Source organism: Streptomyces sp. AM6-12, from assembly GCF_044327085.1.
Taxonomy (GTDB): domain Bacteria; phylum Actinomycetota; class Actinomycetes; order Streptomycetales; family Streptomycetaceae; genus Streptomyces.
The window spans coordinates 4,893,402-4,917,574 of record NZ_JBIQWN010000001.1 but is presented as its reverse complement, the minus strand read 5'-3'; the positions used below and the strand labels follow the sequence as shown (position 1 = coordinate 4,917,574).

The following is a 24,173-nucleotide window of genomic DNA, read 5'->3' as shown; positions in this document are numbered from 1 at the left end:
CCGTCGGCGGGCACTGAACCTCAAGGGTCTCACGGACCGCCGGGGGCACCCCACGCGTTTACCGGGGGGCGCCAGGCCACGGCGACCGGGCGCCCCTGCGCGGACGTGTTCAGGAGCCGGACGGCTTGTAGTCCTTGCCCAGGACCACGGAGACATCGGCGCCCGAGGAGACCGAGCCCTTGGCGACGGAGGTCGCGGGCAGGCCGAGGGTCTTGGCGACCTCGGTGGCGTTCTGCTTGTCCGAGGCGTCCTGGTAGACGACCTCGGAGGTCGCCTGGCTGCCGCCGCTGCCGCCCTCCAGGAAGGTGAAACCGCCGTTCAGGAGCACCACGCGGGCCTGCTCGGTGTCGTCCTTGACCCCGGTGGCGTTCTGCACCGAGACCCGGACCGCGCTGCCGGCGTCGGGGCTCTTGGCGGTGCCGCCGAGGATGTCCTTGACCACACTGTCGCTGGTCCGCGCGGAGAGCGTGCCGTCGGGCTGCACCGGCAGCAGCGCCGTCTTGTAGGCGCCCTCCTTGGCCAGACCGGCGAGCTTGGCCAGGAAGACCCCGAGGTCCTTGTCGGTGAGCGAGGGGTCGAGGATCTGCGCGAGGCTCTGCACGGTCACCGTGGCGTCCGAGGGGTCCGTCGAGATCTTGCGCAGGACGGCCTGCATGACCTGCCCGAACCGCTCCAGCTGGGCGTCCTCCGACTCGCCGGGGGCCCGGTAGGTGGCGTAGGCGACGGCCATCTTGCCGCTGAGGGTCTGGTCGCTGCCCTTGCTGACGAGCGGCTCGGCGCCCTTCTTCTTGGCGTCCGGGTCAGGCACGTCGGTGTTGGTGTCCATGTCGATGTTGCCGACGAGATCGACCAGGTTCTGGAGGTAGGGCGTGTCCAGCCGCCAGGTGCCCTGGATGCTGGTGCCGAGGACGGTGTCCAGCTGGTCGCGGGTGCCGGAGGAGCCGTCGTCGTCCACGGACTTGGCGAGGGTCGTGGTGGAGCCGTCGTCGTCGGTCAGCGCCAGGGAGTTGGGCAGCAGGACGGTGGTGCCCCGCTTGGTGGTGGTGTTGTCGACCAGCAGCACGGTGGAGGTGCCGCCCTTGCCGGTGTCGTGCAGGTGGACGACGATCACGTCGCGTTTCTGGGCGCCGACCGCCGTGGCCGTGCCGGAGCCTGCTGCGGAGGAGGACAGGAAGGGCAGCTTCCCGGCGTACCAGAGGTAGCCGACGCCGCCGACCGCGACGAGGGCGAGCACGACGCCGAGGGCGACGAGCCGGCTGCGGGCGCGGCGGCGGGCCTCCTCGCGCCGCTCGGTGCGGTTCTCGGTGAACTTCAGCCAGTCGATGACGTCCTCGGAGTCGCCGTCCGGCTCCTCGACGAACGCGAACTGCTCGGTGCGGTAGTCCGGTTGGCCGTCCGCGTGCGCCTCGTCCCCGTCGTCGTCGCTCGCGAGTTCCGCGTAGGGGTTGTGCCGGGGCTCGTCCTGGGGTCCCACCTGCTGGGGGATGTGCGCGGTCTGCTCGGCGAGGCGCGGCTGCTGCCCGCTGTGCGCGGTCTGCCCGTAGGGGTCGTGCCCGGAATTCCCCCCGTGTCCCGGATGCGCCGGGGCCTGGGTCCCGTAGGGGTCGTACCCGCCGTAGCCATCGGGGCCGGGGTAGCCGCCGTCCGCGGGGTACGACGACGGGGCCTGCGGCTGCTGCCCGGTGCCGTATGACCCGTAGGGCTGCTGGGTGCCGGTGCCGTAGGGGTCGTAGCCGTATCCCTGCTGCTGGGCGTAGGGGTCGTAGGAGCCGCCCGGAGCCTGCTGCGCCGGAACCTGGCGGTAGACGGGCTGTCCGTACTCGTCGTAACCGACGATCTCGTACGGCCCCGCGTCGTATCGGTCGTTCACCGGTGCCCCTCTCGGCTCACTCGCCGCGGTACAGCTCGCGCTTGTCGATATAGCGCACGACCCCGTCCGGCACCATGTACCAGATGGGGTCGCCCTTGGCGACTCTCGCACGGCAGTCTGTGGAGGAGATGGCGAGCGCCGGGACCTCGACCAGCGAGACGCCGCCCTCGGGCAGTCCGGGGTTGCTGAGGTGGTGGCCGGGCCGGGTGACGCCGATGAAGTGCGCGAGGGAGAACAGCTCCTCGCTGTCGCGCCAGGTCAGCAGCTGGGCGAGGGCGTCGGCACCGGTGATGAAGAAAAGGTCGGTGTCCGGGTTGAGGGCGCGCAGGTCGCGCAGGGTGTCCACGGTGTAGGTGGGGCCGCCGCGGTCGATGTCGATGCGGCTGACGGAGAACTGCGGGTTCTCGGCGGTGGCGATGACCGTCATGAGGTAGCGGTCCTCGGCCGGGGAGACCTGGCGGTGGGACTTCTGCCACGGCTGGCCGGTGGGTACGAACACCACCTCGTCCAGCTGGAACTGCGCGGCGACCTCGCTGGCCGCCACCAGGTGCCCGTGGTGGATCGGGTCGAAGGTGCCGCCCATGACGCCCAGGCGCCGCTTGCCGGAGCGGGCGGGGCCGTGGCCCGGCCGGTGCCGGCGGAACTGCGGCTGGTCGACCATGTCGGCGTCGGCGGCGCCATCGTGCGCCGGACCGGTAGGCATGTCCTGCTCTCCCATGCGTGCAGACCCTACCGGCCCGGTTCCCGGCGTCCGGCCGGGGCCGGTCTCCCGGCTCAGCGGTCGCGGTTGAAGCGGGTGGTGATCCACAGCAGGAGCAGCAGGATGACGAAGGCGGCGCCGCCGGTGACGGCGGGGTTCAGGCTGTCGTGGTGACCGCCCTCTTCGGCGGCGAGGGAGATCAGCGGGGCTGCGGCGCTGGTGAGCATCATCTTCGACAGGACCTATCGCGTGTGGGCGGGATAAAGACGTCGGCTCATCGTATGCGGGCCATTCCGCGGCGATCACGCCGACTCCGCCGTTGGGAAGCGGGGGCGGCGGGGCGGGGAACTCCGGCGGCCCGTCAGTCGTCCTTCTGCTTGTAGCCGCGCAGCAGGAACCAGGCGGTCAGCGCGCAGCCCACGATCATCACGACCAGCACGATGCGGAGCAGAGGGCCTCCGCCGTGCTGTTGGGCGGCGCTCGCTGCGGCCTCGGTCAGCCGGGCGGCTGCGGGGTGGTGCTCCATGGCGTGGACTCCTTCGGCTGTCTGCCCGTCCACGGTATCTCCGCCTAGGCTGAACCCCGCCTCGGGGGCCACCGCACTCACACGCACTTGGGGGAAGACATGCACGACGGCGATCGGCGAAGCGGGCACGAGCGGGTGCCCAGCAGGCAGCGGACGCGCTTTCCGGGGATCTCCTCGCGGGCGTACGAGCATCCGGCCGACCGGTCCGCCCTGGTGGCGCTGCGCAAGCTCAGCGGCTTCGACCAGGTGTTCAAGGCACTGAGCGGGCTGCTGCCGGAGCGGAGCCTGCGGCTGCTGTTCCTCTCCGACTCGATGCGCGTTTCCGAACGGCAGTTCGGTCACCTGCACGCCATGCTGCTGGATGCCTGCTACATCCTGGACCTGCCGAAGGTCCCGCCGATGTACGTCACCCAGGACCCGCAGCCGAACGCGATGTGCATCGGCCTGGACGAGCCGATCATCGTGATCTCCACGGGCCTGGTGGAGCTGCTGGACGAGGAGGAGATGCGCGCGGTCGTCGGCCACGAGGTCGGACACGCGCTGTCCGGGCACTCGGTGTACCGCACCGTCCTGCTGTTCCTGACGAACCTCGCGGTCAAAGTCGCCTGGATCCCGCTGGGCAACCTCGCGATCATGGCGATCGTCACGGCGCTGCGGGAGTGGTTCCGCAAGTCCGAGCTGTCCGCGGACCGGGCCGGGCTGCTGGTGGGCCAGGACGTACAGGCCTCGATGCGCGGCCTGATGAAGATCGCGGGCGGCAACCACCTGCACGAGATGAACGTGGACGCGTTCCTGGAGCAGGCCGAGGAGTACGACTCCGGCGGCGACCTGCGCGACTCCGTGCTGAAGATTTTGAATGTGCTGCCCCGCTCGCACCCGTTCACCACCGTGCGCGCCGCCGAGCTGAAGAAGTGGGCCGGCTCGCGGGACTACCAGCGGATCATGGACGGCCACTACCCGCGCCGCGACGACGACAAGGAGGCCAAGGTCAGCGACTCCTTCCGGGAGTCCGCGGCGAGCTACGCGAGCGACGTCAAGGACTCGAAGGACCCGCTGATGAAGCTGGTCAGCGACCTGGCGGGCGGCGCGGGCGACCTGGGCGGCCGGGTCAAGCGCGGCTTCGACGGCTTCAAGAGCCCCCCGCCGGCCAAGGGCGGCCCGGCCGCGGCGGCGGAGTAGGCGCCCTCACGTCGTGGGCTGAGCCCCCGTGGACAGCGTGCCGCACAGGGCGGCGGGGCTGTCCGTCCGGTACGGATCGGTGCCCGCGGGGGCGCCGGGCCGCGTGGTCTGGCCCGCCAGGAGGGGGCGCAGGTAGGACGTGGCGTCCTCGGCGCAGGACAGCGGGCCGGCCTCGACATAGGCCGTGGTCAGCTGGACCTGCCGGGTGCGCAGGTCGTCGCGGGTGAACCGGAAGGTCAGCGCGCGGCGGACGGTGAACAGGGAGACGGGGGCGCTCGCGGTGCCGGCGGCGCGCAGGGCGTAGACGAAGGTGTGGTCCGCGCTGACCTCCAGGGCGGCCGGGTCCGCCTCGGTGATGCGCAGCGCGCCCCGGACCCGGATCCGGTCGTCGGCCAGCCGGTCGCGGGCCGGGTCGAGGCGCACCACCCAGCCGGTCGGGGCGTGCCGGCCGTCCGCCGCCGGGTGGTCGAAGCTCTGGTCGAACTGGGCGAGCTGGTCGGAGTCCACCAGCGCCCGCGCGGGAGCCGTCGTGCGGCCGGTGAGCACCTCGGGGTAGAGCGAGGAGCGGACGATGTAGTCCTTGGCCGTGGTCAGCGCCGCCATGACCTGGGTGTCGGAGAAGTGCGCGGTGCTCCGCGCGGCCGGCAGCGGCACCCCCTCGGCGCCGATGTCGAACTGTGCGGCGGGGCTGTGCGCGTACAGCGTCTCCGCGTCCGCCCCGCCGGGCACCCGGCCCTGCGGGGCGAGCGGTATGACCGTCATCCGCAGGGCCTCCACGGGCCGCGGGGCCTCGGCGGAGTCGTAGGGGTGGCGCACCCCCATGTAGACGGCCGTGCCGAAGGCCACGGCGATCAGCAGCACCAGGACCATCGCCTGGCGGACGAGCCCCCGGTGCAGCGGGCGGCGGCGCACGGCGGGCGCGTGGTCGGCCATCCGCTCCTCGGCCGAGTACTCCTGGAGGCGGGCAGCGCGCACGAACGACTCGTCGAAGACGACGGATCGGTATTCGTCCTCCGCACCTCCGGGGCCGCCCTCGGGTGTCCCCTCCGGTGGGTCTGAAGGCCCGCCCATACTTTCAGAGTGGGTTTCCGGGGCGCCGGGTAAACGCCCCGCCCGACCACAACTTCTGACAAGTCCTCACCCCGGACCGCTCAGGGCAGGTGGGGCACCGCCGACACCGCGGGGCGGACGGGCGCCGCCGACGGGGCCTGGTTCTGGCCCGTCGTGCTGGACGGCGGCTGGTCGCGGGTGCCCGAGGAGGCGCCCCGGTACACCGCGGCGAAGGCGAGGGCGACCATGCCGATGCCCAGCACCGCGGCGAGCACCCAGGCCACCGGCCGGTGCCAGCGGGCCTGCTTGCCGTGACCATCGAAGGGGCCCCCACCGAGGGCGTAGCCGTCGTCCAGGTCATCGAAGTCGTCGTCCGGGTCCTCGCGGAGGTCGGCGCCAGCGTAACCGTCGTCGTACCGCTCGCGGCGGGCGCGGGCGCGGCGGGCCGCCTCGGATGCCTCGGCTCTGGCCTCCGCGGCGGCGAGGAGGCGTTCGACGGCGGTCGGCTCATGGACCGTGGCCGCCCGTACGAAGTCCTCGTCGAAGACCACGGAGGCGAACTCTTCGTCCGACACCCCGCGGTCGTGGTCGTCGTCGGGCTCCCAGCCGTCAGGGAACGGCGTGCCCCCCACGTCCTCCGGCACGCGTCCAGAGTAGACCTGGGGGATCAATTTGGGCAGACGGTATGGAAATTCATCCACCTGTCGAGACGCCCGGCACCGCCGGAGGTCAGCGGCGGACGTGCCCGTCGCCGGTGACGATGTACTTGGTGCTGGTCAGCTCCGGCAGGCCCATCGGGCCGCGGGCGTGCAGCTTCTGGGTGGAGATGCCGATCTCCGCGCCGAAGCCGAACTGACCGCCGTCGGTGAACCGGGTGGAGGCGTTCACGGCGACCGTGGTCGAGTCGACCAACTGGGTGAACCGGCGGGCGGCCTGCTGCGAGGTGGTGACGATCGCCTCGGTGTGCCCGGAGGTCCACAGCCGGATGTGCTCGACGGCCTTGTCGAGGGAGTCCACGACGGCGGCGGCGATGTCGTACGACAGGTACTCGGTCTCCCAGTCCTCCGGGGTCGCCTCGACCACGGTGGCCCTGGAGCCCTTGGCGTGGGCCATGACCCGCTCGTCGGCGTGCACGGTGACGCCGGCCTCGGCGAGGGCGTCCAGGGCGCGCGGCAGGAACTCGGCGGCGATGTCCTGGTGGACCAGCAGCGTCTCGGCCGCGTTGCACACGCTGACCCGCTGCGCCTTGGAGTTGACGAGGATGTCGATCGCCATGTCGATGTCGGCCTGCGCGTCGACGTAGACGTGGCAGTTGCCGGTGCCGGTCTCGATGACGGGGACGGTGGACTCGTTGACCACGGTCCTGATCAGGGAGGCGCCGCCGCGCGGGATGAGGACGTCGACCAGGCCGCGGGCGCGCATCAGCTCGCGCACGGACTCGCGGCCCTCCCCCGGCACCAGCTGTACGGCGTCGGCGGGCAGCCCGGCGCCGCCGACCGCGTCCCGGATCACCCGGACGAGGGCGGTGTTGGAGGCGTAGGCGGAGGCGGAGCCGCGCAGCAGGACGGCGTTGCCGGACTTCAGGCAGAGGGCGGCGGCGTCCACGGTGACATTGGGCCGGGCCTCGTAGACGATGCCGACGACGCCGAGCGGGACGCGGACCTGGCGCAGGTCGATGCCGTTGGGCAGGGTGGAGCCGCGGACCACCTCGCCGACCGGGTCGGGCAGCCCCGCCACGTCGCGGACGTCGGCGGCGATGGCCCGGACCCGCTCGGGGGTGAGGGTGAGCCGGTCCACGATGGCCTCGCTGGTGCCGTTCTCACGGGCCCTGGCCACGTCCTCGGCGTTGGCCTCGATGATCTCCCCGGTGCGTACCTCCAGGGCGTCGGCGATCGCCAGCAGCGCGTCGTCCTTCGCGGCGCGCGGCAGCGGCGCGAGGTCGGCGGCGGCGGCCCTGGCCCGGTAGGCGGCCTGGGTGACCGGGGACATCGAGTCGTACGGCGAGAGCGTGGTCATGGGGGAAGGGTAGTGCGCGGCGCGGAGGGCTTCCGCGCACGTTTCACACCCCGAGACGGAAACTCCGGTAAGGGAACAGGCTCCGGTAGGGGATCAGAAGGGGTGGACCCCTACGGGGGTCGCGGGCGGCGGCCCGTACCCCTCCGCGACGCGCTGGTGGTACGTCTCGCGGTCGATGACCTCCAGACCGACGATCTCCCACGGGGGCAGCCCGGCGCTGAGCCGGTGCTCGCCCCACAGGCGCAGGGCGACGGCGGCCGCGTCATGCAGGTCGCGGGCCTCTTCCCAGTACCGGATCTCGGCGTGGTCGCTCGCGTATCTGCTGGTCAGCAGGAAGGGGTGGTCGTGAGCCAGCTGTTCCAGGGACCGGCGCAGCTCCGTGAGGGGGACACTCTTGCCGGCCACGCTGAGCGTGACGTGCCACAGCCGGGGCAGGTCCCTGGGTTCCGCGTAGGTGTCCCCGGCCGCGACGCTCGTCAGGGCACCTCGGGTGGTACCCCCAGGGCGCACTCGTCTCACGACGGCCTCCTTCACCCAAGTGCTCGGAAACATGTCTCGCACACAAAGTTGAGCAGGCCGTAAGGCTTCGCGGGGCGGTTTTACGGAACGTCCCCCACCGGAGGCCGTCGTGTGCGCGCCGCTGTACGAGTGTCACCCGTGCAGGAGCACCAGGTCGTCCCTGTGTACGACCTCGCGTTCGTACGCCGGGCCCAGTTCGCGCGCCAGTTCGTGGGTCGAGCGCCCGATCAGGCGGGGGATCTCCTTGGCGTCGAAGCTGACGAGCCCCCGTGCCACCGCGCGGCCGGCGGCGTCCCGCAGCTCCACGGGGTCGCCCGCGCTGAACTCGCCCTCGACGGCGGCGATCCCGGCGGGCAGCAGCGACTTGCGGCCCCGGACGACCGCCTCCACGGCGCCGTCGTCCAGGGTGAGCGCGCCCTGCGGGGTGGAGGCGTGCTGGAGCCAGAGCAGCCGGTCGGCGGAGCGCTTGCCGGTGGGGTGGAAGTACGTGCCGGTGTCGCCGCCGGCGAGGGCGTCCGCCGCGTGCACGGTGGAGGTCAGCACCACCGGGATGCCGGCGGCGGCGGCGATCCGGGCGGCCTCCACCTTGGTCACCATGCCGCCGGTGCCGACGCCCGCCTTGCCCGCGCTGCCGATCTCGACGCCCGCGAGGTCCGCGGGGCCGCGGACCTCCGCTATCCGGGAGGTGCCGGGCCTGCCAGGGTCCCCGTCGTAGACGCCGTCGACGTCGGAGAGGAGAACGAGCAGGTCGGCGTGGACGAGGTGGGCGACGAGGGCGGCGAGCCGGTCGTTGTCGCCGAAGCGGATCTCGTCGGTGGCGACGGTGTCGTTCTCGTTGACGATCGGCAGGGCGCCCATCGCGAGCAGCTTGTCCAGGGTGCGCGAGGCGTTGCGGTGGTGGGCGCGGCGGCTCATGTCGTCGCTGGTGAGCAGGACTTGGCCGACGCGGATGCCGTAGCGGGCGAAGGAGGCGGTGTAGCGGGCCACCAGCAGCCCCTGCCCGACACTGGCGGCGGCCTGCTGCCGGGCGAGGTCGCGGGGCCGGCGGCGCAGCCCGAGCGGCGCGAGCCCGGCGGCGATGGCTCCGGAGGAGACGAGGACGACCTCCCGGTCGCCGGTGCCCCGGCTCTTGGCCAGGACGTCCACCAGAGCGTCCACGCGGTCGGCGTCCAGGCCGCCCGCCGCGCTGGTCAGGGAGGAGGACCCCACCTTGACGACGATCCTGCGAGCCGCGCCCACGGCCTGCCTCGCGCTTGCCACCTTGCCCGCCGTCCCTCTCGCCCGTGTACCGGCCTCGTGCTGCGCAATGTACGCGACCGGGGGCCTGCGGCGCGCTCCGGTTTCGCCCTCCGGACGCCGGGCCGGGGCCCGCGCTGCGCCGGGGAACGGCGGAAAACGGGGTCCGCGCGGCCCTTCACTTCACGGGTTCGCCATTCGAGAAGGGAGGGGTGCTTTTCCCTTTCCGGCTTCTTTTCCGGCTCTCGAAGGAATTCCGCATGCCCCCTCTGCCACCGCTAGCCGGCGCGTGCGGTGCCGCACGCGGGGCCGGGCGGGCGTTCGGGTACGCGCCGGGTGTGCGCGCGGTGTGCCGATCCGTGTCGAATCCACCCCATCCGGCGCGAATCCATGGTCCGGGGCACACACCATCCGCACCACAGGACCCGGCGACCGCAGCGCGGGGCGAGTTGACCGGATCGTCCGGTTCGCTCCGCCGAAGGCGCCGTTCTCACCGTGGGCTCACCTACTCTTACCCGGCCGGGTGGCCACTCCCGCGCGCCGACGCCGTCCGGCCCCGGCACCGGATCCGGCCATGCGGGAGCCCCTTCGCGCACGCCCGTGAGTCACGCCACACCCGTGCCGCCGGGCCCCGCGCGGTCGTACGGTGAGACCATCCGGTAGCGCACGTTAGGGTAGGGTTAAACGCCCCTTAACCTCGCACTCCTTGTGCCTCTCGCCTCCCTCGCCGCACCGGCAGCGGGAGGCGGTTGAGAGTCTGACCGACAGTCCAGGAGCCCCAAGCATGCCCGTAGCGAATGGAAACGCTTCGCCGAAAATAAGCGTTGTCGTCCCTGTCTACAAAGTCCAGGGATATCTGCGCGCGTGCTTGGACTCCATTCTGTCCCAGTCCTTCGAGAATTTCGAGATCGTCGCCATCGACGACCACTCCCCCGACTCGTGCGGGAAGATACTCGATGAATACGCCGCCCTCGACAGCCGTGTCATACCCGTGCACTTCGAGGAGAACCGGGGCATCGGAAAGGCGCGCGACGCCGGGGCGCTGAAGTCCCGCGGCGAGTACATCCTCTTCCTGGACAGCGACGACACCCTGGCCGACGGCGCGCTCCAGGCGATCGCCGACCGCCTGGAGGCCACGGGCAATCCGGACATCCTGCTGCTCAACCACGTGCGCACGTACTGGAACAACCGGGTCCAGGCGAGCGCGGCCGGTGAACTCCTGGCGAGCGCGGGCACGGACGTCTTCACGGCCCTCGAACGGCCCGACTTCCTCACCATGTTCGCCGTCGTGTGGAACCGCGCCTACCGCCGCGAGTTCTACGTCGGCAACAACTTCATCTTCACCGACGGCATTTACGAAGACGCGCTCATGGTCTACAAGACCATGCTGACCGCGGAGCGCATCGCCGCCACCGACCACGTCTGCGTCGAGTACCGCCAGCGCCGCCAGGGCAACTCGATGCGCACGCCCGGCCGCAAGCACTTCGGCATCTTCCAGCAGTACGCCCGCCTTTTCGAGTTCCTCGACGAGCACCCGGAGGCGGAGCCGGTGCGCCCCCTGCTGTTCGAGCGCGCGGCGAGCCACTACCTGTTCACGCTGGCCCGCGAGGACCGCATCGTCCCCAAGGACCGCGCGGAGTTCTTCAAGCTCGCGGCAGCCTCGTACAAGCGCTACAAGCCCAAGGGCTTCGTGCTGCCGGAGGGCTCCCAGGGCGTCCGGTTCCAGTTGCTGGAGCGCGGCTCCTACACGGCGTACGCCGCGGTGACCGCCGCCGGCAACACCCGCCGCCAGGTGATCCAGCGGGCCACCAAGGTCAAGACCAAGCTCGGCAAGACCGCCTACGACCGGCTGTACCGGCTGCACCTGCGCCGCCCGGTGGACGAGAACCTCGCGGTCTACGCGGCCTACTGGAACCGCGGTGTCGCCTGCAACCCCGCGGCCATCTACGACAAGGCCAAGGAACTCGCCCCGAACGTGCACGGGGTGTGGATCGTGCGCCGCGACATGGTGGACAAGGTCCCCGCGGGCGTCGACTACGTGGTGGCCAACTCGCCGCGTTACTGGGAGGTCATGGCCCGCGCCAAGTACCTCGTCAACAACGTCAACTTCCCGAACAACATCGTCAAGCGCCCCGAGCAGGTCTTCCTCCAGACCCATCACGGCACCCCGCTGAAGCAGATGGGCATCGACCAGCAGAAGTACCCGGCGGCGGCGAAGAACATGAGCTTCGCCAAGATGCTGGAGCGGGCCGACAAGTGGGACCTCAGCCTCACCTCCAACCAGCACTCCACGGAGAACTGGGAGCGGGTCTACCCCTGCGCGTTCGAGGCGATCGAGTTCGGCTACCCGCGCAACGACGTCTACTTCCGCACCGACGGTGACGACGTGCTGCGCATCCGCCGCGAGCTGGGCATCGAGGACGGCAAGAAGGCCATCCTGTACTGCCCGACCGTGCGCGACTACCAGAAGGGCTACGTCCCCCGCATCGACCTGGAGCGCTTCTGCTCCGAGCTCGGCCCGGACTTCGTCGTCCTGGTGCGCACCCACTACTTCTACGGTGCCGACCCCCGCCTGGAGGCCCTCCAGGAGCGCGGTCTGATCAAGGACGTGTCCACGTACCCGGTGGTGGAGGACCTCTGCCTGGCCGCCGACGCGCTGATCACGGACTACTCGTCCATCATGTTCGACTACGCGTGCCTAGACCGCCCGATCGTCACCTACGCGGACGACTGGGAGGTCTACCGCAAAGCCCGCGGTGTCTACTTCGACATCCTCTCCGGCCAGCCGGGCGAGACGCCGGGTGCCACCGCGACCGACGAGGACCAGCTGATCGAGGTCTTCCGCTCCGGTGCCTGGAACGACGCCAGGGCCGCCGAGCTGCGCGCCGCGTTCCGTGAGCGCTTCGTGCAGTTCGACGACGGAAACGCGGCCGAGCGTGTGGTGCGCCGGCTGTTCCTCGGCGAGCAGGAGCCCACCCCCGCGGTGATCCCGCTGGCCGAGCGGACGCCCGCGCCCGCGCCGGGGGCCCTCACCCAGGCCCGCATCCCGCGGCAGCCCACCGGCGAGCACGGCCTCATCGACGCCTGACCCGGCCGCGGCCGCACCCGGCCGCACCGGCGCCCGCCGTGCAGAACGAGAGAGACGAACACCTGATGGCTTCCCGCCCCACCATCACCAAGGCGGTCATACCGGCGGCGGGTCTCGGTACCCGCTTCCTGCCGGCGACCAAGGCGACTCCCAAGGAGATGCTTCCGGTCGTCGACAAGCCCGCGATCCAGTACGTGGTCGAGGAGGCCGTGTCCGCGGGGCTCGACGACGTCCTCATGATCACCGGTCGTAACAAGCGTCCCCTGGAGGACCACTTCGACCGCAACTACGAGCTGGAATCCGCCCTCCAGAAGAAGGGCGACGCGAGCCGCCTGGCCAAGGTGCAGGAGTCCAGCGACCTGGCGACCATGCACTACGTCCGCCAGGGCGACCCCAGGGGCCTGGGCCACGCCGTGCTGTGCGCCGCCCCGCACGTCGGCCACGAGCCCTTCGCCGTCCTGCTCGGCGACGACCTGATCGACCCCCGCGACCCCCTGCTCCAGCGCATGATCGAGATCCAGGAGCGGCACGGCGGCAGCGTCATCGCCCTCATGGAGGTCGCGCCCGAGCAGATCCACCTCTACGGCTGCGCGGCCGTGGACGCCACCGCCGAGGGCGACGTCGTCAAGATCACCGGCCTGGTCGAGAAGCCCGACCCGGCCGAGGCGCCGTCGAACTACGCGATCATCGGCCGCTACGTGCTCGCACCGGAGATCTTCGACGTCCTGCGCAAGACGGAACCCGGCCGCGGCGGCGAGATCCAGCTGACCGACGCCCTCCAGCAGCTCGCCGCCGACGAGAAGCTCGGCGGCCCCGTGCACGGCGTGGTCTTCCGCGGCCGCCGCTACGACACCGGCGACCGCGGCGACTACCTGCGTGCCATTGTCAGACTCGCATGCGAACGCGAGGACCTTGGCCCGGAGTTCCGGACCTGGCTGCGCGGTTACGTCGGCCAGGAGCTGACCGAGGACTGACCGCCCGGCACGGCGGACACGGCAGGCCGCCCGGCACAACGGATATGAACAAAGGGCGGGCCCGGAGGATTTCTCCTCCGGGCCCGCCCTTTGTCATCGGCTCCGATTAAAACGGCTCGAAGTCGTCGAACTCCCGGCCGGCCTCGTCCCGTTCGGCCTCCCTGTCCCGGCGGCGCTGGGCCGCGGGCCGGGGTGCCTCGAAACGGTGGTCCTCACCGCGGCGGCCGAGCATCTCGGCGCCCGCCGTGACCGACGGCTCCCAGTCGAAGACGACCGCGTTCTCCTCGGGGCCGATGGCGACGCCGTCGCCGCCGCGGGCGCCCGCCTTCATCAACTGCTCCTCCACACCGAGGCGGTTGAGCCGGTCGGCGAGGTAGCCGACGGCCTCGTCGTTGTTGAAGTCGGTCTGGCGCACCCAGCGTTCGGGCTTCTCGCCGCGCACCCGGAACAGCGGCTCCCCGCCGATCTCCTCACGGGTGACGGTGAACCCGGCGTCGTCCACGGCCTTGGGCCGGATGACGATCCGCGTGGCCTCTTCCCTCGGCTTGGCGGCACGCGCCTTGCCGACCAGGTCGCCGAGGGCGAAGGACAGCTCGCGCAGGCCGATGTGGGCCACGGCCGACACCTCGAAGACGCGGTAGCCGCGGGCCTCCAGGTCGGGGCGGACCATCTCGGCGAGGTCCTTGCCGTCGGGCACGTCGACCTTGTTCAGGACGACGATCCGGGGCCGGTTCTCCAGGCCGCCGTACTGCCGCAGCTCCTCCTCGATGATGTCGAGGTCGGAGAGCGGGTCGCGGTCGGACTCCAGGGTCGCGGTGTCCAGGACGTGCACCAACACGCTGCACCGCTCCACGTGCCGCAGGAACTCCAGGCCCAGACCCTTGCCCTGGCTGGCGCCCGGAATCAGCCCCGGCACGTCGGCGATGGTGTAGACGGTCGAACCGGCGGTCACCACACCGAGGTTGGGCACCAGGGTGGTGAACGGGTAGTCCGCGATCTTCGGCTTGGCGGCGCTGAGCACCGAGATCAGCGAGGACTTGCCGGCGCTCGGATAGCCGACCAGCGCCACATCGGCGACGGTCTTCAGCTCCAGGACGATGTCCTGGACGTCTCCGGGCACGCCGAGCAGCGCGAAGCCGGGCGCCTTGCGGCGGGCCGAGGCCAGCGCCGCGTTGCCGAGCCCGCCGCGGCCGCCCTGGGCGGCGACGTACGACGTTCCCTGCCCGACCAGGTCGGCGAGGACGTTGCCCGCCTTGTCGAGCACCACGGTGCCGTCCGGGACCGGCAGGATCAGGTCCTCGCCGTCCTTGCCGGAGCGGTTGCCGCCCTCGCCGGGCTTGCCGTTGGTGGCCTTGCGGTGCGGGGAGTGGTGGTAGTCGAGCAGCGTGGTGACCGACTGCTCCACGGTCAGGATGACGTCACCGCCACGCCCGCCGTTACCGCCGTCCGGGCCGCCCAGCGGCTTGAACTTCTCGCGGTGGACGGAGGCACAGCCGTGGCCTCCGTTACCCGCGGCGACATGCAGTTCGACGCGGTCCACGAAGGTGGTCATGGTTCAGTGCCTCCAGAAAGTACGGGTATGTCTAGGTACTAACACGCGAAAGGCGGACCCGCCTTCCCGACCGGGAAGTGAGGTCCGCCTCGCGAAACGCTCGGTGCCGAATCAGCTGATTCAGGCGACCGGAACGATGTTCACGACCTTGCGGCCACGGTGGGTACCGAACTCCACCGCGCCCGGCAGCAGGGCGAACAGGGTGTCGTCGCCGCCACGGCCGACGCCGGCGCCGGGGTGGAAGTGGGTGCCGCGCTGGCGGACCAGGATCTCACCAGCGTTGACGACCTGACCGCCGAAGCGCTTCACGCCGAGCCGCTGGGCATTGGAGTCGCGACCGTTCCGGGTGGACGATGCGCCCTTCTTGTGTGCCATGTCTTCTCAGTCCCTTACTTCGCAGCCGTGGGGATCGACGTGACCTTGATCGCCGTGTACTGCTGGCGGTGGCCCTGCCGACGGCGGTAGCCGGTCTTGTTCTTGTAGCGCAGAATGTCGATCTTCTGGCCCTTGTGGTGGTCCACGACCTCGGCCTGGACCTTGATGCCGGCCAGCACCCACGGGTCGCTGGTCACAGCGTCGCCGTCGACAACGAGCAGGGTCGAGAGTTCGACCGTGTCGCCAACCTTGGCGGTGGAAATCTTGTCAACCTCAACGATGTCGCCGACAGCAACCTTGTGCTGGCGACCACCGCTGCGCACGATGGCGTACACGCGGATCTCTCTTTCGCTCGAAGAAACGGCACCCCCGCAGGCCAGCCGCCCGGCATACGCATGGGCGACCTCTCCCGGCCGGCCTAGCGTCCGGGAGGAACAGGTTTACGGGGATGTGGCGGGCTCGATGACACGCCGACGGTCAAGGTTACGGGCCGGGGCCGTAGGGGTCAAACTGGGCGTCCGGCCGCGGCGGCGTACCCGGCGTACGCCTCCGCGATCCCCTCCGCGGACAGGCCGAGGTGCTCCAGGATGGTGTAGCGGCCCGGCCGGGTCTCCGGCGCGAAGGCCACGGCCCGGACGAACTCCTCGTCGCTGAAGCCGATCTCCCCGGCCAGCACGGGCAGCCCGTGCCGGCGCAGGCCCTCCACGATCAGCCGGGAGCCGTCGTGGTCGCCGCGCAGGTACATGGCGAAGGCGGCGCCGAGGCCCACCTGTTCGCCGTGCGCGGCGGCCCGGCGCGGGTGGAGCAGGTCCAGCGCGTGACTGATCTCATGGCACGCGCCCGAGGAGGGCCGGGTGTGCCCGGCTATCGACATGGCGATGCCGGTGAGCACCAGCCCCTCGGACAGCACGGTGAGGAACCCGTCGTCGCCGCAGCCGCCGGGGTGCCGCAGCACCGCCTCGCCGGCCTGGCGGGCCATGGCCGCGGCGAGACCGTCGATCTTCTCGCCGTTGACCCGGTGGTCCAGCTCCCAGTCCGCGACCGCGGAGATGTTGGACAGGGCGTCGCCGATCCCGGAGCGCACGAAGCGCAGCGGGGCCTCGCGGATCACGTCCAGGTCGATGAACAGGGCGACGGGCGCGGGCACTCCGTAGGAGCCGCGTCCGGCGTCGTTGTCCAGGTTGGACACGGGCGAGCAGATGCCGTCGTGCGAGAGGTTCGTCGGTACGACGACCAGGGGCAGGCCGATGCGCGCCGCGGAGTACTTGGCGCAGTCGATGATCTTGCCGCCGCCGATGCCCACGACCGCGTCGAAGTCGCCGGACTTCATCCGGTCGGCCAGGTCGACCGCCTCGTCCAGGGTGCCGCCGCCCACCTCGAACCAGGTGGCGGCGGGCAGCGCCGGCGCGAGCCGTTCGCGCAGCTGGGCGCCGTAGCCGCAGCTGACGGCGACGGCGAGCCGCCCGGAGTCCGAGATGCGCTGGTCGGCGAGCACGCCCGCCAGATCGTCGAGGGCACCCGCGCGGATGTCCATGACGATCGGCGAGGGGAACAGCCGGGTCAGTACCGGCATGCGATCTCCCGCCCGCGGGCGAGGTCCTCGTGGTTGTCGATCTCGACCCAGTCGACGTCGCCGATGGGCGCCACGTCGATCCGGAAGCCGCGGTTCACGAGCTCCTGGTAGCCGTCCTCGTAGTACAGCTGCGGGTCGCGCTCGAAGGTCGCGCGCAGGGCGTCGGCCAGTTCCCCGGCCGCGTCGCCCTCGATCAGCGTCACGCCGATGTACTCGCCGGTCGCCTCGGCCGGGTCCATCAGCTTGGTGATCCTCGTCATCCCCCTCTCGGGGTCGACGACGACCTTCATCTCCTCGTCCGCCAGGGACTTCACGGTGTCGAGCGCGAGGATGATCTTCTTGCCGTCACCGCGCGCGGCCAGCAGCGTCTCCTCGACGGAGACCGGGTGCACGGTGTCGCCGTTGGCGAGGATCACGCCGTCCTTGAGCGCGTCCCGGCCGCACCACAGGGAGTAGGCGTTGTTCCACTCCTCGGCCTTGTCGTTGTCGATGAGCGTCAGCTTCAGGCCGTACTTCTCCTCGAACTCGGCCTTGCGCGCGTAGACGGCCTCCTTGCGGTAGCCGACGATGACCGCGACCTCGGTCAGACCGATCCGGGCGAAATTGCCGAGGGTCAGGTCCAGGACAGAGACCGCCTCGGGCCCCTCCTCCGCGCCGACCGGCACCAGGGCCTTGGGCAGGGTGTCCGTGTAGGGGCGCAGTCGCCGTCCGGCGCCGGCCGCCAGCACGAGGCCTATCATCGCGGTTCTCTCCTTCGGTTCAGGGGCGCGGGCACAGGGCGCGGTGCCCCGGCCCGCTGAAAAAGCGGGTGCGGCCCTCTCCTCGCGGACAGGACCGCACCCAGACGTGCCGTGACCGGTCAGTCGACGGAGGTCGACTCCGGGGCCGCGGCGGTCTTCTTGGCCGCCGTCTTCTTCGTGGCGGCTGCCTTCTTGGCCGTCGTCTTCTTCGCGGCGGTCTTCTTGGCGGCGGTCTTCTTCGCCGCCGTCTTCTTGGTGGCCGCCTTCTTCGCCGTGGCCTTCTTGGCCGCCTTGCGGGCGGTCTTCTTGGCCGGAGCCTCCTCGGCGGCGGTCTCCTCGGCGGGAGCCTCCGCGGCGGGGGCCTCGGCAGCAGGGGCCTCGGCGGCGGGGACGACCACGACGGCCGTCTCCTCCGACGCGGTCGGCGCGGCCGCCTGCCGCACCGCGCGGCGGCGCGGACGGGCCGGCGCGGCGCTCTCGGCGGGCGCCGGCGCCTCCTCGGCGGCGGGCTCCGCCACCGGGGCCGCGGGCGCGGTCTCGGCGACGGTCACCACGGCGGCCTCGGCACCCGCGGGGGAACCGGCCGGTGCGGACACCTTCCGGGTCGCCCGACGGCGGGTACGGCCCTTGGGCGCCTCCTCGGCGGCCTCGGGCACCGGGACCACCTGGTCCTCGGCGGCCACCGGCTCGGCCAGCGCCTCGGCGGCCGGCTCGGGCCGCACCAGGCGGGCCGCGGCCTCCTCGGCGGTGACGTCCTGCGCGGTCGGCACGGCGGCCCCGGCGCTGACGTCCTCGGCGGCGACCTCGGCGTCCTTCGTCCGGCCGGCCTTCCGGGCGGACTTCTCCGCCTTCGGCGCGCCGACCGGGGCCGATGCGCGGCGGCTCGCCCGGCGGCGGGTACGGCCGCGGCCGGCCGCGGCCTCCGCCTCGGCGACGCTGCTGTACAGCTCCTCGTCCGGCGCGAACTCCGGCGGCGTGAGGGCGACCGGCTCGGCGATCTCGGCAGCCACCTCGGCGGCCGTCTCGATCTCCGGCTCGACGGCCTCGCCGCTCTCCACCGCGACCGCGGCGGTCTCGTGCACGTGCTCGTGCTCGTGCGGCTGCTCCTGCGCGTCGCCGCCACGGCCGCGCTTCTTGCGCTTGCCGCCGCCACCGCCGGAGCCGGGCTGCTCCATGTGCACGATGACACCGCGGCCGTTGCAGTGCACACAGGTCTCGGAGAAGGACTCCAGCAGGCCCTGGCCGACCCGCTTGCGGGTCATCTGCACCAGGCCCAGCGAGGTCACCTCGGCCACCTGGTGCTTCGTACGGTCGCGGCCCAGGCACTCCAGCAGGCGGCGCAGCACCAGGTCCCGGTTGGACTCCAGGACCATGTCGATGAAGTCGATCACGATGATGCCGCCGAGGTCGCGCAGCCGCAGCTGGCGCACGATCTCCTCGGCCGCCTCCAGGTTGTTCCTGGTGACCGTCTCCTCCAGGTTGCCGCCCTGGCCGGTGAACTTGCCGGTGTTGACGTCGACGACGACCATCGCCTCGGTCCGGTCGATCACCAGCGAACCGCCGCTGGGCAGCCAGACCTTGCGGTCCAGCGCCTTGGCGAGCTGCTCGTCGATCCGGTAGGTGGCGAAGACGTCGACCTCGGAGGTCCACTTCGACAGGCGGCCCGCGAGGTCCGGGGCGACGTGCGAGACGTACCCGTGGATCGTCTGCCAGGCGTCCTCGCCGCTGACGATGACCTTGGAGAAGTCCTCGTTGAAGATGTCGCGCACGACCCGGACGGTCATGTCCGGCTCGCCGTACAGCAGCGTCGGGGCGTTGCCGTTCTTGGCCTTCTTCTGGATGTCCTCCCACTGCGCCTGGAGCCGCTCGACGTCGCGGCGCAGCTCGTCCTCGCTCGCGCCCTCGGCGGCGGTGCGCACGATGACGCCCGCGTCCTCGGGGACGATCTTCTTGAGGATCGTCTTCAGCCGGGCCCGCTCGGTGTCGGGCAGCTTGCGGCTGATGCCGGTCATGGAGCCCTCGGGGACGTACACGAGGTAGCGGCCCGGCAGGGAGACCTGGCTGGTCAGCCGCGCGCCCTTGTGTCCGATCGGGTCCTTGGTGACCTGCACCAGGACCGACTGACCGGACTTGAGGGCGGACTCGATGCGCCGCGGGCCGTTGCCCATGCCGAGCGCGCCGAAGTTGACCTCGCCGGCGTACAGCACGGCGTTGCGGCCCTTGCCGATGTCGATGAAGGCGGCCTCCATCGACGGCAGTACGTTCTGCACCTTGCCGAGGTAGACGTTGCCGACGTACGACGTCGACTGCTCCTTGTTGACGTAGTGCTCCACGAGCACGTTGTCCTCGAGGACGCCGATCTGCGTGCGCTCACCGTGCTGGCGGACGACCATCACGCGGTCGACGGCCTCACGGCGGGCCAGGAACTCGGCCTCGGTGATGATCGGGACGCGGCGGCGGCCCTGCTCACGGCCCTCGCGGCGGCGCTGCTTCTTCGCCTCCAGACGGGTCGAGCCCTTGATGGACTGCACCTCGTCGGACGGCTCGCTCGGCTTGCGCGGCTCGCGGACCTTGACGACCGTACGCTCCGGGTCGTCGGCGGACGGCTCGCCGTCCACGGCGCTCTCCCCGGCGCGGCGGCGACGGCGACGACGGCGACGGCTGCCGGCGCTGGAACCGGCGGGCTCCTCGCCGTGCGCCTCCTCGGCGTCCTCTTCCTCCTGCTCGGCGGTGTCCTCGGCGTCCTGCGCGGCCTGCTCGGCGGCCAGTTCCCCGGACTCCTCGCCACCCTCGCCCTCAGCGGCGTCCCCGCGGCGGCGGCGACGGCCGCCCCGGCGGCGACGGCGGCGCGAGGACGACTCCTCGTAGCCCTCGCCGTCCTCGGCCTCGCCCTCGGCGCCCTCCGGCTCCTCGTCCTCGTCCTCGTCCTCGACGGCGACCGGGGCGGCCGGGGCCTCCTCGGCGCGCTCGCCACGGCGGCGACGGCGACGGCGCGAACCGGTCTCGGCGCGCTCCTCGGTGTACTCCTCGCGCTGCGGCTCCGCGGGCTGCTCGGCCTCGACCGGCTCGGCGGCCTCCGCGGCGGCTTCGGCGGCGGCCCGCTCCGGCGTCTGGAAGCGCGGCTCGGCGAACACCGGCGCCTGGAAGACGGCGACGGCCGGACGGGCGGGACGGCGCGCGCCCTCCTCGCCCCCCGCCGAGCGCGCGGGCTCGGAGAACCCGGACGCGGGGCGCACGGCCCGGCGCCGGGCCCGGCGCGGTGCGGGGCTCTCGGCGGCCCCGGACACCTCGGCGGCGGCCGGCACGGACTGCGCGGCGGGCGCGGCCTCGGTGGTGTGCGTGGTGACGGGAACCTCCGGGGTGTGCGCGGCCTCCGCGGGGGCGCTCTCGGGCGCGGTGACCCGGCGGGTGGCGCGGCGGCGGGTACGCCGCGGGGCGGCGTCCTCGGTGTCCTCGGCGGCGGCCGGTGCCTCGGGAACGGGGGCCGGCGCCTCGGCGGCGGGCTCGGCCTGCTCGGTCGCCGGGGCCTCTTCGGCGGCCTTCGGCGCGCCGGTGGGTGCCGTGGCGCGGCGGGTGGCGCGACGGCGGGGGCGGGCGGGGGCGGCCTCGGCCGGGGGCTCCTCCTCGGCCGGCGGGGCCTCGGGAGCGTCCTCGGCGGTGACCCGGACGACGGCCTCGGCGGCTTCGGGCGCACCGGCGGGCGCGGTGGCGCGGCGGGTGGCCCGGCGACGGGTACGGCCGGCGGGCGCGGCCTCCTCGGCGGCCTCCTGAGCGACGGCTTCCGTCTGCCGGGCGACCTCGGCGACGGCCGGTGCTACGGTCTCCGCCTGCTCGACGGCCTCGGCGACCTCGGCGGCGGCGGGCGCACCTGCGGGCGCCGACGCACGGCGCGCGGCACGGCGGCGCGGCCGCGCGGCAGGCGCCTCTTCCTCGGCCGTCCCCGCGTCGGCGGCCGGGGCCTGGTCTTCCTCGGCGGCCGGTACGGCGGTCTCGGCGGCGGGCGCGGCGGCACGACGGCTGGTACGGCGGCGCGGCCGCGCGGCGGGCGCCTCGGTCTCTGCGGGGGTCTCGGTCACGGCCGGCGCCTCGGTCTCGGCCGGGGTCTGCGCGGCGGCCTCGGCCTCCGCGCCCGGCGTCGTGACGCTGCGGGTGGCCCGGCGGCGGGTGCGCCGCGGGGCGGCCTCCTCGCCGACGACGACCTCGCCGCCCTCGGCGACCTCGGCGGCTGCGGCCGGCGCGACGGTCTCCGCGGACTCGACGGTCTCGGCGGCGGCGGGTGCGCCGGCGGGCGCCGAGGCGCGGCGCGCGGCACGGCGGCGCGGACGCGCGGGTGCGGCCTCCCCGGCCGCCTCGGTCGCCTGCGGGGCGGCGGTCTGGGGAGCCTGGGCAGCGGCGGCGGTCTCCGCCGCCTCCTCGGCGTCCTCCGCGGCCGGTATGGCCGGGACGGTCACCTCGGCGGGCGCCTCCGCGGCGACGGGCGGACCCGCGGGCCGGGAGGCGGCACGGCGACGCCTGCGCGGCGGCAGGGTGTCGCTCGGTGTGTTCAGTTCGGAACCCTCGGTGGGTTCGGTCGGCTCGAGCATGCGGGCTTGTCTCCCGTCAGGCTCCCGGGCGCCGCGCCTGGTTCCGGCACCGGCCCGAAGGGGCCGTCCACCGGTGACGTCCGCGGCCCGCGCGATGCGCGATGGCCGCCGTCCGGGGCGCGGGCGCCGCACGGGAGCACTCTGTGTCCTGTCTCGCCGGTTCCGTACGCCTTGTCGGTACGGCCTGGCGAAAGTCTTCTGGTCGGTGCGCTGCCCGACCCAGGTGGCTCCCGAGTACGAGGGCGGCGCTACGGCGTCCGTCCCTACGCGGGACCTTCCGGCACCCGCGCCGTCGCGGCGGCGGCCGGTACGGCCCTGGAGGCCTTGGCCGCCTCGCGGTCGGGCGCGAGCGGGTCGGTCACCGTGCCGGTCTCTTCATCGAACAGCCCCTGCGCCAGCCTGGTCACCGCTGCGGGGACCGGCGGCGCCAGGTCGGCCACGGCGCGGAGACCGGACAGGACGTCGTCGGGTCGTACGGCAGGCGTCACGTGCCGAACAACCAGCCGCAGTATCGCACAGGGCTGGTCGGTCGGCCCATCAGCCGGTGCGCCGTACGCCTGAAGGCTCGCCACGGCCGGGCGGGCGTCGAAGGTGCGCACGCCGTTCTTGGTCATGCGCTGCACCTCCACGGACCCGGCTCCGTTGAAGGCCCCGACCGCGCGCTCGGCGTCGGCCGGATCGACTCCGGTGAGCCTGAGCTCCCAGACGGAGGCCGTCAGCCGGTCGGCGAGACCCGAGGTGTGCGCCTCGACCGCGTCGACGATGTCGAGCCCGGCGGGCAGCGACTCGTCGAGGAGGACGCGCAGTTTCCCGGGGTCGCGCGGCGCGGTGAGCGCGATCTCCAGGTACTCCGCCTCACTGCCGGTGCCGGTGGGTGCGGCATTGGCATACGACACCTTCGGGTGCGGTGTGAATCCGGCCGAGTACGCCATGGGCACGTCGGCGCGGCGCAGCGCACGCTCGAAGGCGCGCTGGAAGTCTCGGTGGCTGGTGAACCTCAGGCGGCCGCGCTTGGTGTAGCGCAGTCGGATGCGCTGCACCGCGGGTGCGGGCGGCGGGCCTTCGGGCTGTCGCTTGCCCAGTGTCCTGTCCTTCGTGAGAGCGGTCGTACTTCTCTCAAGAGTACGTGCCGCGGCGCCCCGAGGTTCCCGCCGTGTCGACCGGGAGCGGGACGGCCGCGGACGACTACTCTCCCTTTTGCTCCTTCGGCCCCTTCTGAACGCTGCCCCGGAGGGTATGACGGCTGACAACCGTGGCCGGCGCCTGCTCAGGACCCTCACCTTCTGGCTGCGTCCCGCGTTCGCACTGCGGGTGCTGGGCCGTTTCCAGCGGGTCGCGGGCTTCGACCGCTCCATGGCCCTCGCCTCCAGCGCCCTGACCGCGCTGGTGCCGCTGGTGATCCTGGGCGCGGCGGTGCTGACCAGCGTCGGGTCGTACGACGTGGCGCGGCAGTTGATCACGCGGTACGGCCTGACGGGCGAGGGCGCCGCGGCGGTCGACGCGCTTTTCGCGCCCGAGCAGGAGAAGGCGGACGTCAGTGTCCTCGGCGTGCTGTTCCTCGCGGTCTCGGCGCTGAGCTTCACCCGAGCCCTGCAACGCCTGTTCGAGCAGACGTGGGAGCTGAGGTCCCTCAGCGTGCGCAACACCCGCAACGGTCTGGGCTGGCTGCTCTCCGGCGCCTGCTACATGGCGGTGAGCGGCCTGATCCAGGCGCTGCCGAGCGAGAGCCGGGCGCATCTGCTGAGCGTGGCGGTCGAGCTGCCGGTGACCGCGGTCTTCCTCGTCTGGACCGGCGTGCTGCTGTCCGCCCACCGGATCGCCTGGCGGGACCTGATCCCCTTCGGCGTCACCGGCGCCGTGGCCATCGCGGCCTACTCCGTGGGCGCCACCCTCTACCTCCCCCACCTCTTCAACGCCTCGGCCCAGCGCTACGGCGTCGTCGGCGCCGTCTTCGCGATGATCTCGGCCCTGTTCGCGGTGATGCTCTGCATCGTCGGTGCCTCCGTGGTGGGCCGCGAGATCCGCGACGAACTGACCCGCATCTCCCACGGCGAACGCACCCCCGACGACGAGGTCCGCCGCCAGTGGAACGACGTCGTCACCCGAACCCGCTCCCGCTGGCGCTCCCTGCGGGGCGGGGCGACGGACCGACCACGGTCCGGGCCGAAACGGCGATGAGCCCCTTTCCGCTC

Annotated in this window: 20 protein-coding genes; 4 read left to right on the top strand and 16 right to left on the bottom strand. The window is 72.4% G+C overall.

All coding sequences use genetic code 11. From position 1 onward, the window contains the following. Positions 1-109 precede the first annotated feature (109 nt). The 4 genes from ACE4Q9_RS22285 to ACE4Q9_RS22270 all read right to left on the bottom strand — a co-directional run bounded on the left by ACE4Q9_RS22285 (position 110) and on the right by ACE4Q9_RS22270 (position 3,096). On the bottom strand, positions 110-1,870 hold the full coding sequence (locus ACE4Q9_RS22285; protein WP_397985986.1) for a LytR C-terminal domain-containing protein: 1,761 nt from the start codon (positions 1,868-1,870) through the stop codon (positions 110-112). 16 nt (positions 1,871-1,886) lie between these two features. Continuing rightward, positions 1,887-2,588 (bottom strand): nicotinate-nucleotide adenylyltransferase, encoded by a 702-nt coding sequence (gene nadD / locus ACE4Q9_RS22280; RefSeq protein WP_397985985.1) that lies wholly within the window; start codon positions 2,586-2,588, stop codon positions 1,887-1,889. Positions 2,589-2,644: 56 nt separating this feature from the next. After that, complete coding sequence (locus ACE4Q9_RS22275; protein ID WP_366669998.1) at positions 2,645-2,800, bottom strand: hypothetical protein; 156 nt, start codon at positions 2,798-2,800, stop codon at positions 2,645-2,647. 131 nt (positions 2,801-2,931) lie between these two features. After that, on the bottom strand, positions 2,932-3,096 hold the full coding sequence (locus ACE4Q9_RS22270; protein WP_397985984.1) for a hypothetical protein: 165 nt from the start codon (positions 3,094-3,096) through the stop codon (positions 2,932-2,934). 99 nt (positions 3,097-3,195) lie between these two features. Between ACE4Q9_RS22270 and ACE4Q9_RS22265 the strand changes: the two genes are divergently transcribed. Further along, positions 3,196-4,275, top strand: coding sequence for a M48 family metallopeptidase (locus ACE4Q9_RS22265; RefSeq protein ID WP_397985983.1), 1,080 nt, complete (start codon positions 3,196-3,198; stop codon positions 4,273-4,275). A gap of 6 nt (positions 4,276-4,281) precedes the next feature. Here the strand turns inward: ACE4Q9_RS22265 and ACE4Q9_RS22260 are convergent, their stop codons facing one another. The 5 genes from ACE4Q9_RS22260 to proB all read right to left on the bottom strand — a co-directional run bounded on the left by ACE4Q9_RS22260 (position 4,282) and on the right by proB (position 9,099). Beyond that, on the bottom strand, positions 4,282-5,346 hold the full coding sequence (locus tag ACE4Q9_RS22260; RefSeq protein ID WP_397985982.1) for a hypothetical protein: 1,065 nt from the start codon (positions 5,344-5,346) through the stop codon (positions 4,282-4,284). Positions 5,347-5,426: 80 nt separating this feature from the next. Further along, positions 5,427-5,996 carry a hypothetical protein gene (locus tag ACE4Q9_RS22255; protein WP_397985981.1) on the bottom strand — a complete coding sequence of 190 codons (570 nt, stop codon included), beginning with the start codon at positions 5,994-5,996 and terminating at the stop codon, positions 5,427-5,429. Positions 5,997-6,054: 58 nt separating this feature from the next. Next, entirely contained in the window at positions 6,055-7,341 is a 1,287-nt protein-coding gene (locus ACE4Q9_RS22250; RefSeq protein ID WP_397985980.1) for a glutamate-5-semialdehyde dehydrogenase, read from the bottom strand. 93 nt (positions 7,342-7,434) lie between these two features. Continuing rightward, positions 7,435-7,860 carry a hypothetical protein gene (locus ACE4Q9_RS22245; RefSeq protein WP_397985979.1) on the bottom strand — a complete coding sequence of 142 codons (426 nt, stop codon included), beginning with the start codon at positions 7,858-7,860 and terminating at the stop codon, positions 7,435-7,437. A gap of 132 nt (positions 7,861-7,992) precedes the next feature. Further along, entirely contained in the window at positions 7,993-9,099 is a 1,107-nt protein-coding gene (gene proB / locus ACE4Q9_RS22240) for a glutamate 5-kinase (RefSeq protein WP_397987297.1), read from the bottom strand. An 865-nt stretch (positions 9,100-9,964) separates the two neighbouring features. Between proB and ACE4Q9_RS22235 the strand changes: the two genes are divergently transcribed. Both ACE4Q9_RS22235 and galU read left to right on the top strand, forming a co-directional pair. Further along, positions 9,965-12,184, top strand: coding sequence for a CDP-glycerol glycerophosphotransferase family protein (locus tag ACE4Q9_RS22235; protein WP_397985978.1), 2,220 nt, complete (start codon positions 9,965-9,967; stop codon positions 12,182-12,184). 65 nt (positions 12,185-12,249) lie between these two features. Continuing rightward, a complete protein-coding gene (galU, locus tag ACE4Q9_RS22230; protein WP_397985977.1) occupies positions 12,250-13,158 on the top strand; it encodes a UTP--glucose-1-phosphate uridylyltransferase GalU in 909 nt (302 codons plus the stop codon). 106 nt (positions 13,159-13,264) lie between these two features. Here the strand turns inward: galU and obgE are convergent, their stop codons facing one another. The 7 genes from obgE to ACE4Q9_RS22195 all read right to left on the bottom strand — a co-directional run bounded on the left by obgE (position 13,265) and on the right by ACE4Q9_RS22195 (position 23,021). Beyond that, entirely contained in the window at positions 13,265-14,710 is a 1,446-nt protein-coding gene (obgE, locus tag ACE4Q9_RS22225) for a GTPase ObgE (protein WP_397985976.1), read from the bottom strand. Between the two features lie 120 nt (positions 14,711-14,830). After that, on the bottom strand, positions 14,831-15,085 hold the full coding sequence (gene rpmA, locus ACE4Q9_RS22220; RefSeq protein WP_030779398.1) for a 50S ribosomal protein L27: 255 nt from the start codon (positions 15,083-15,085) through the stop codon (positions 14,831-14,833). A 14-nt stretch (positions 15,086-15,099) separates the two neighbouring features. Next, positions 15,100-15,420, bottom strand: a complete 321-nt coding sequence (rplU, locus tag ACE4Q9_RS22215) for a 50S ribosomal protein L21 (protein WP_009188585.1) — start codon at positions 15,418-15,420, stop codon at positions 15,100-15,102. Between the two features lie 170 nt (positions 15,421-15,590). Continuing rightward, positions 15,591-16,658, bottom strand: a complete 1,068-nt coding sequence (locus tag ACE4Q9_RS22210) for an iron-containing alcohol dehydrogenase family protein (RefSeq protein WP_397985975.1) — start codon at positions 16,656-16,658, stop codon at positions 15,591-15,593. After that, positions 16,646-17,398: a sugar phosphate nucleotidyltransferase gene (locus ACE4Q9_RS22205; RefSeq protein ID WP_397985974.1), complete on the bottom strand. Its 753-nt coding sequence runs from the start codon at positions 17,396-17,398 to the stop codon at positions 16,646-16,648. Before ACE4Q9_RS22205 ends, ACE4Q9_RS22210 begins: the two co-directional genes overlap by 13 nt. 119 nt (positions 17,399-17,517) lie before the next feature. Beyond that, positions 17,518-21,981, bottom strand: coding sequence for an Rne/Rng family ribonuclease (locus ACE4Q9_RS22200; protein ID WP_397985973.1), 4,464 nt, complete (start codon positions 21,979-21,981; stop codon positions 17,518-17,520). Between the two features lie 263 nt (positions 21,982-22,244). After that, positions 22,245-23,021 (bottom strand): TIGR03936 family radical SAM-associated protein, encoded by a 777-nt coding sequence (locus ACE4Q9_RS22195; protein ID WP_397985972.1) that lies wholly within the window; start codon positions 23,019-23,021, stop codon positions 22,245-22,247. Positions 23,022-23,217: 196 nt separating this feature from the next. Between ACE4Q9_RS22195 and ACE4Q9_RS22190 the strand changes: the two genes are divergently transcribed. Beyond that, positions 23,218-24,159 carry a YhjD/YihY/BrkB family envelope integrity protein gene (locus tag ACE4Q9_RS22190; protein ID WP_397985971.1) on the top strand — a complete coding sequence of 314 codons (942 nt, stop codon included), beginning with the start codon at positions 23,218-23,220 and terminating at the stop codon, positions 24,157-24,159. Positions 24,160-24,173: the final 14 nt, after the last annotated feature.

What these genes read in the sequence shown, in the direction of transcription:
- ACE4Q9_RS22250 (WP_397985980.1), bottom strand. Translation starts at nt 7,341, where the DNA reads ATGACCACGCTCTCGCCGTACGACTCGATGTCCCCGGTCACCCAGGCC.
- ACE4Q9_RS22270 (WP_397985984.1), bottom strand. Translation starts at nt 3,096, where the DNA reads ATGGAGCACCACCCCGCAGCCGCCCGGCTGACCGAGGCCGCAGCGAGC.
- rpmA (WP_030779398.1), bottom strand. Translation starts at nt 15,085, where the DNA reads ATGGCACACAAGAAGGGCGCATCGTCCACCCGGAACGGTCGCGACTCC.
- ACE4Q9_RS22265 (WP_397985983.1), top strand. Translation starts at nt 3,196, where the DNA reads ATGCACGACGGCGATCGGCGAAGCGGGCACGAGCGGGTGCCCAGCAGG.
- ACE4Q9_RS22210 (WP_397985975.1), bottom strand. Translation starts at nt 16,658, where the DNA reads ATGCCGGTACTGACCCGGCTGTTCCCCTCGCCGATCGTCATGGACATC.
- obgE (WP_397985976.1), bottom strand. Translation starts at nt 14,710, where the DNA reads ATGACCACCTTCGTGGACCGCGTCGAACTGCATGTCGCCGCGGGTAAC.
- ACE4Q9_RS22275 (WP_366669998.1), bottom strand. Translation starts at nt 2,800, where the DNA reads ATGATGCTCACCAGCGCCGCAGCCCCGCTGATCTCCCTCGCCGCCGAA.
- ACE4Q9_RS22190 (WP_397985971.1), top strand. Translation starts at nt 23,218, where the DNA reads ATGACGGCTGACAACCGTGGCCGGCGCCTGCTCAGGACCCTCACCTTC.
- ACE4Q9_RS22205 (WP_397985974.1), bottom strand. Translation starts at nt 17,398, where the DNA reads ATGATAGGCCTCGTGCTGGCGGCCGGCGCCGGACGGCGACTGCGCCCC.
- ACE4Q9_RS22200 (WP_397985973.1), bottom strand. Translation starts at nt 21,981, where the DNA reads ATGCTCGAGCCGACCGAACCCACCGAGGGTTCCGAACTGAACACACCG.
- ACE4Q9_RS22260 (WP_397985982.1), bottom strand. Translation starts at nt 5,346, where the DNA reads ATGGGCGGGCCTTCAGACCCACCGGAGGGGACACCCGAGGGCGGCCCC.
- galU (WP_397985977.1), top strand. Translation starts at nt 12,250, where the DNA reads ATGGCTTCCCGCCCCACCATCACCAAGGCGGTCATACCGGCGGCGGGT.
- nadD (WP_397985985.1), bottom strand. Translation starts at nt 2,588, where the DNA reads ATGGGAGAGCAGGACATGCCTACCGGTCCGGCGCACGATGGCGCCGCC.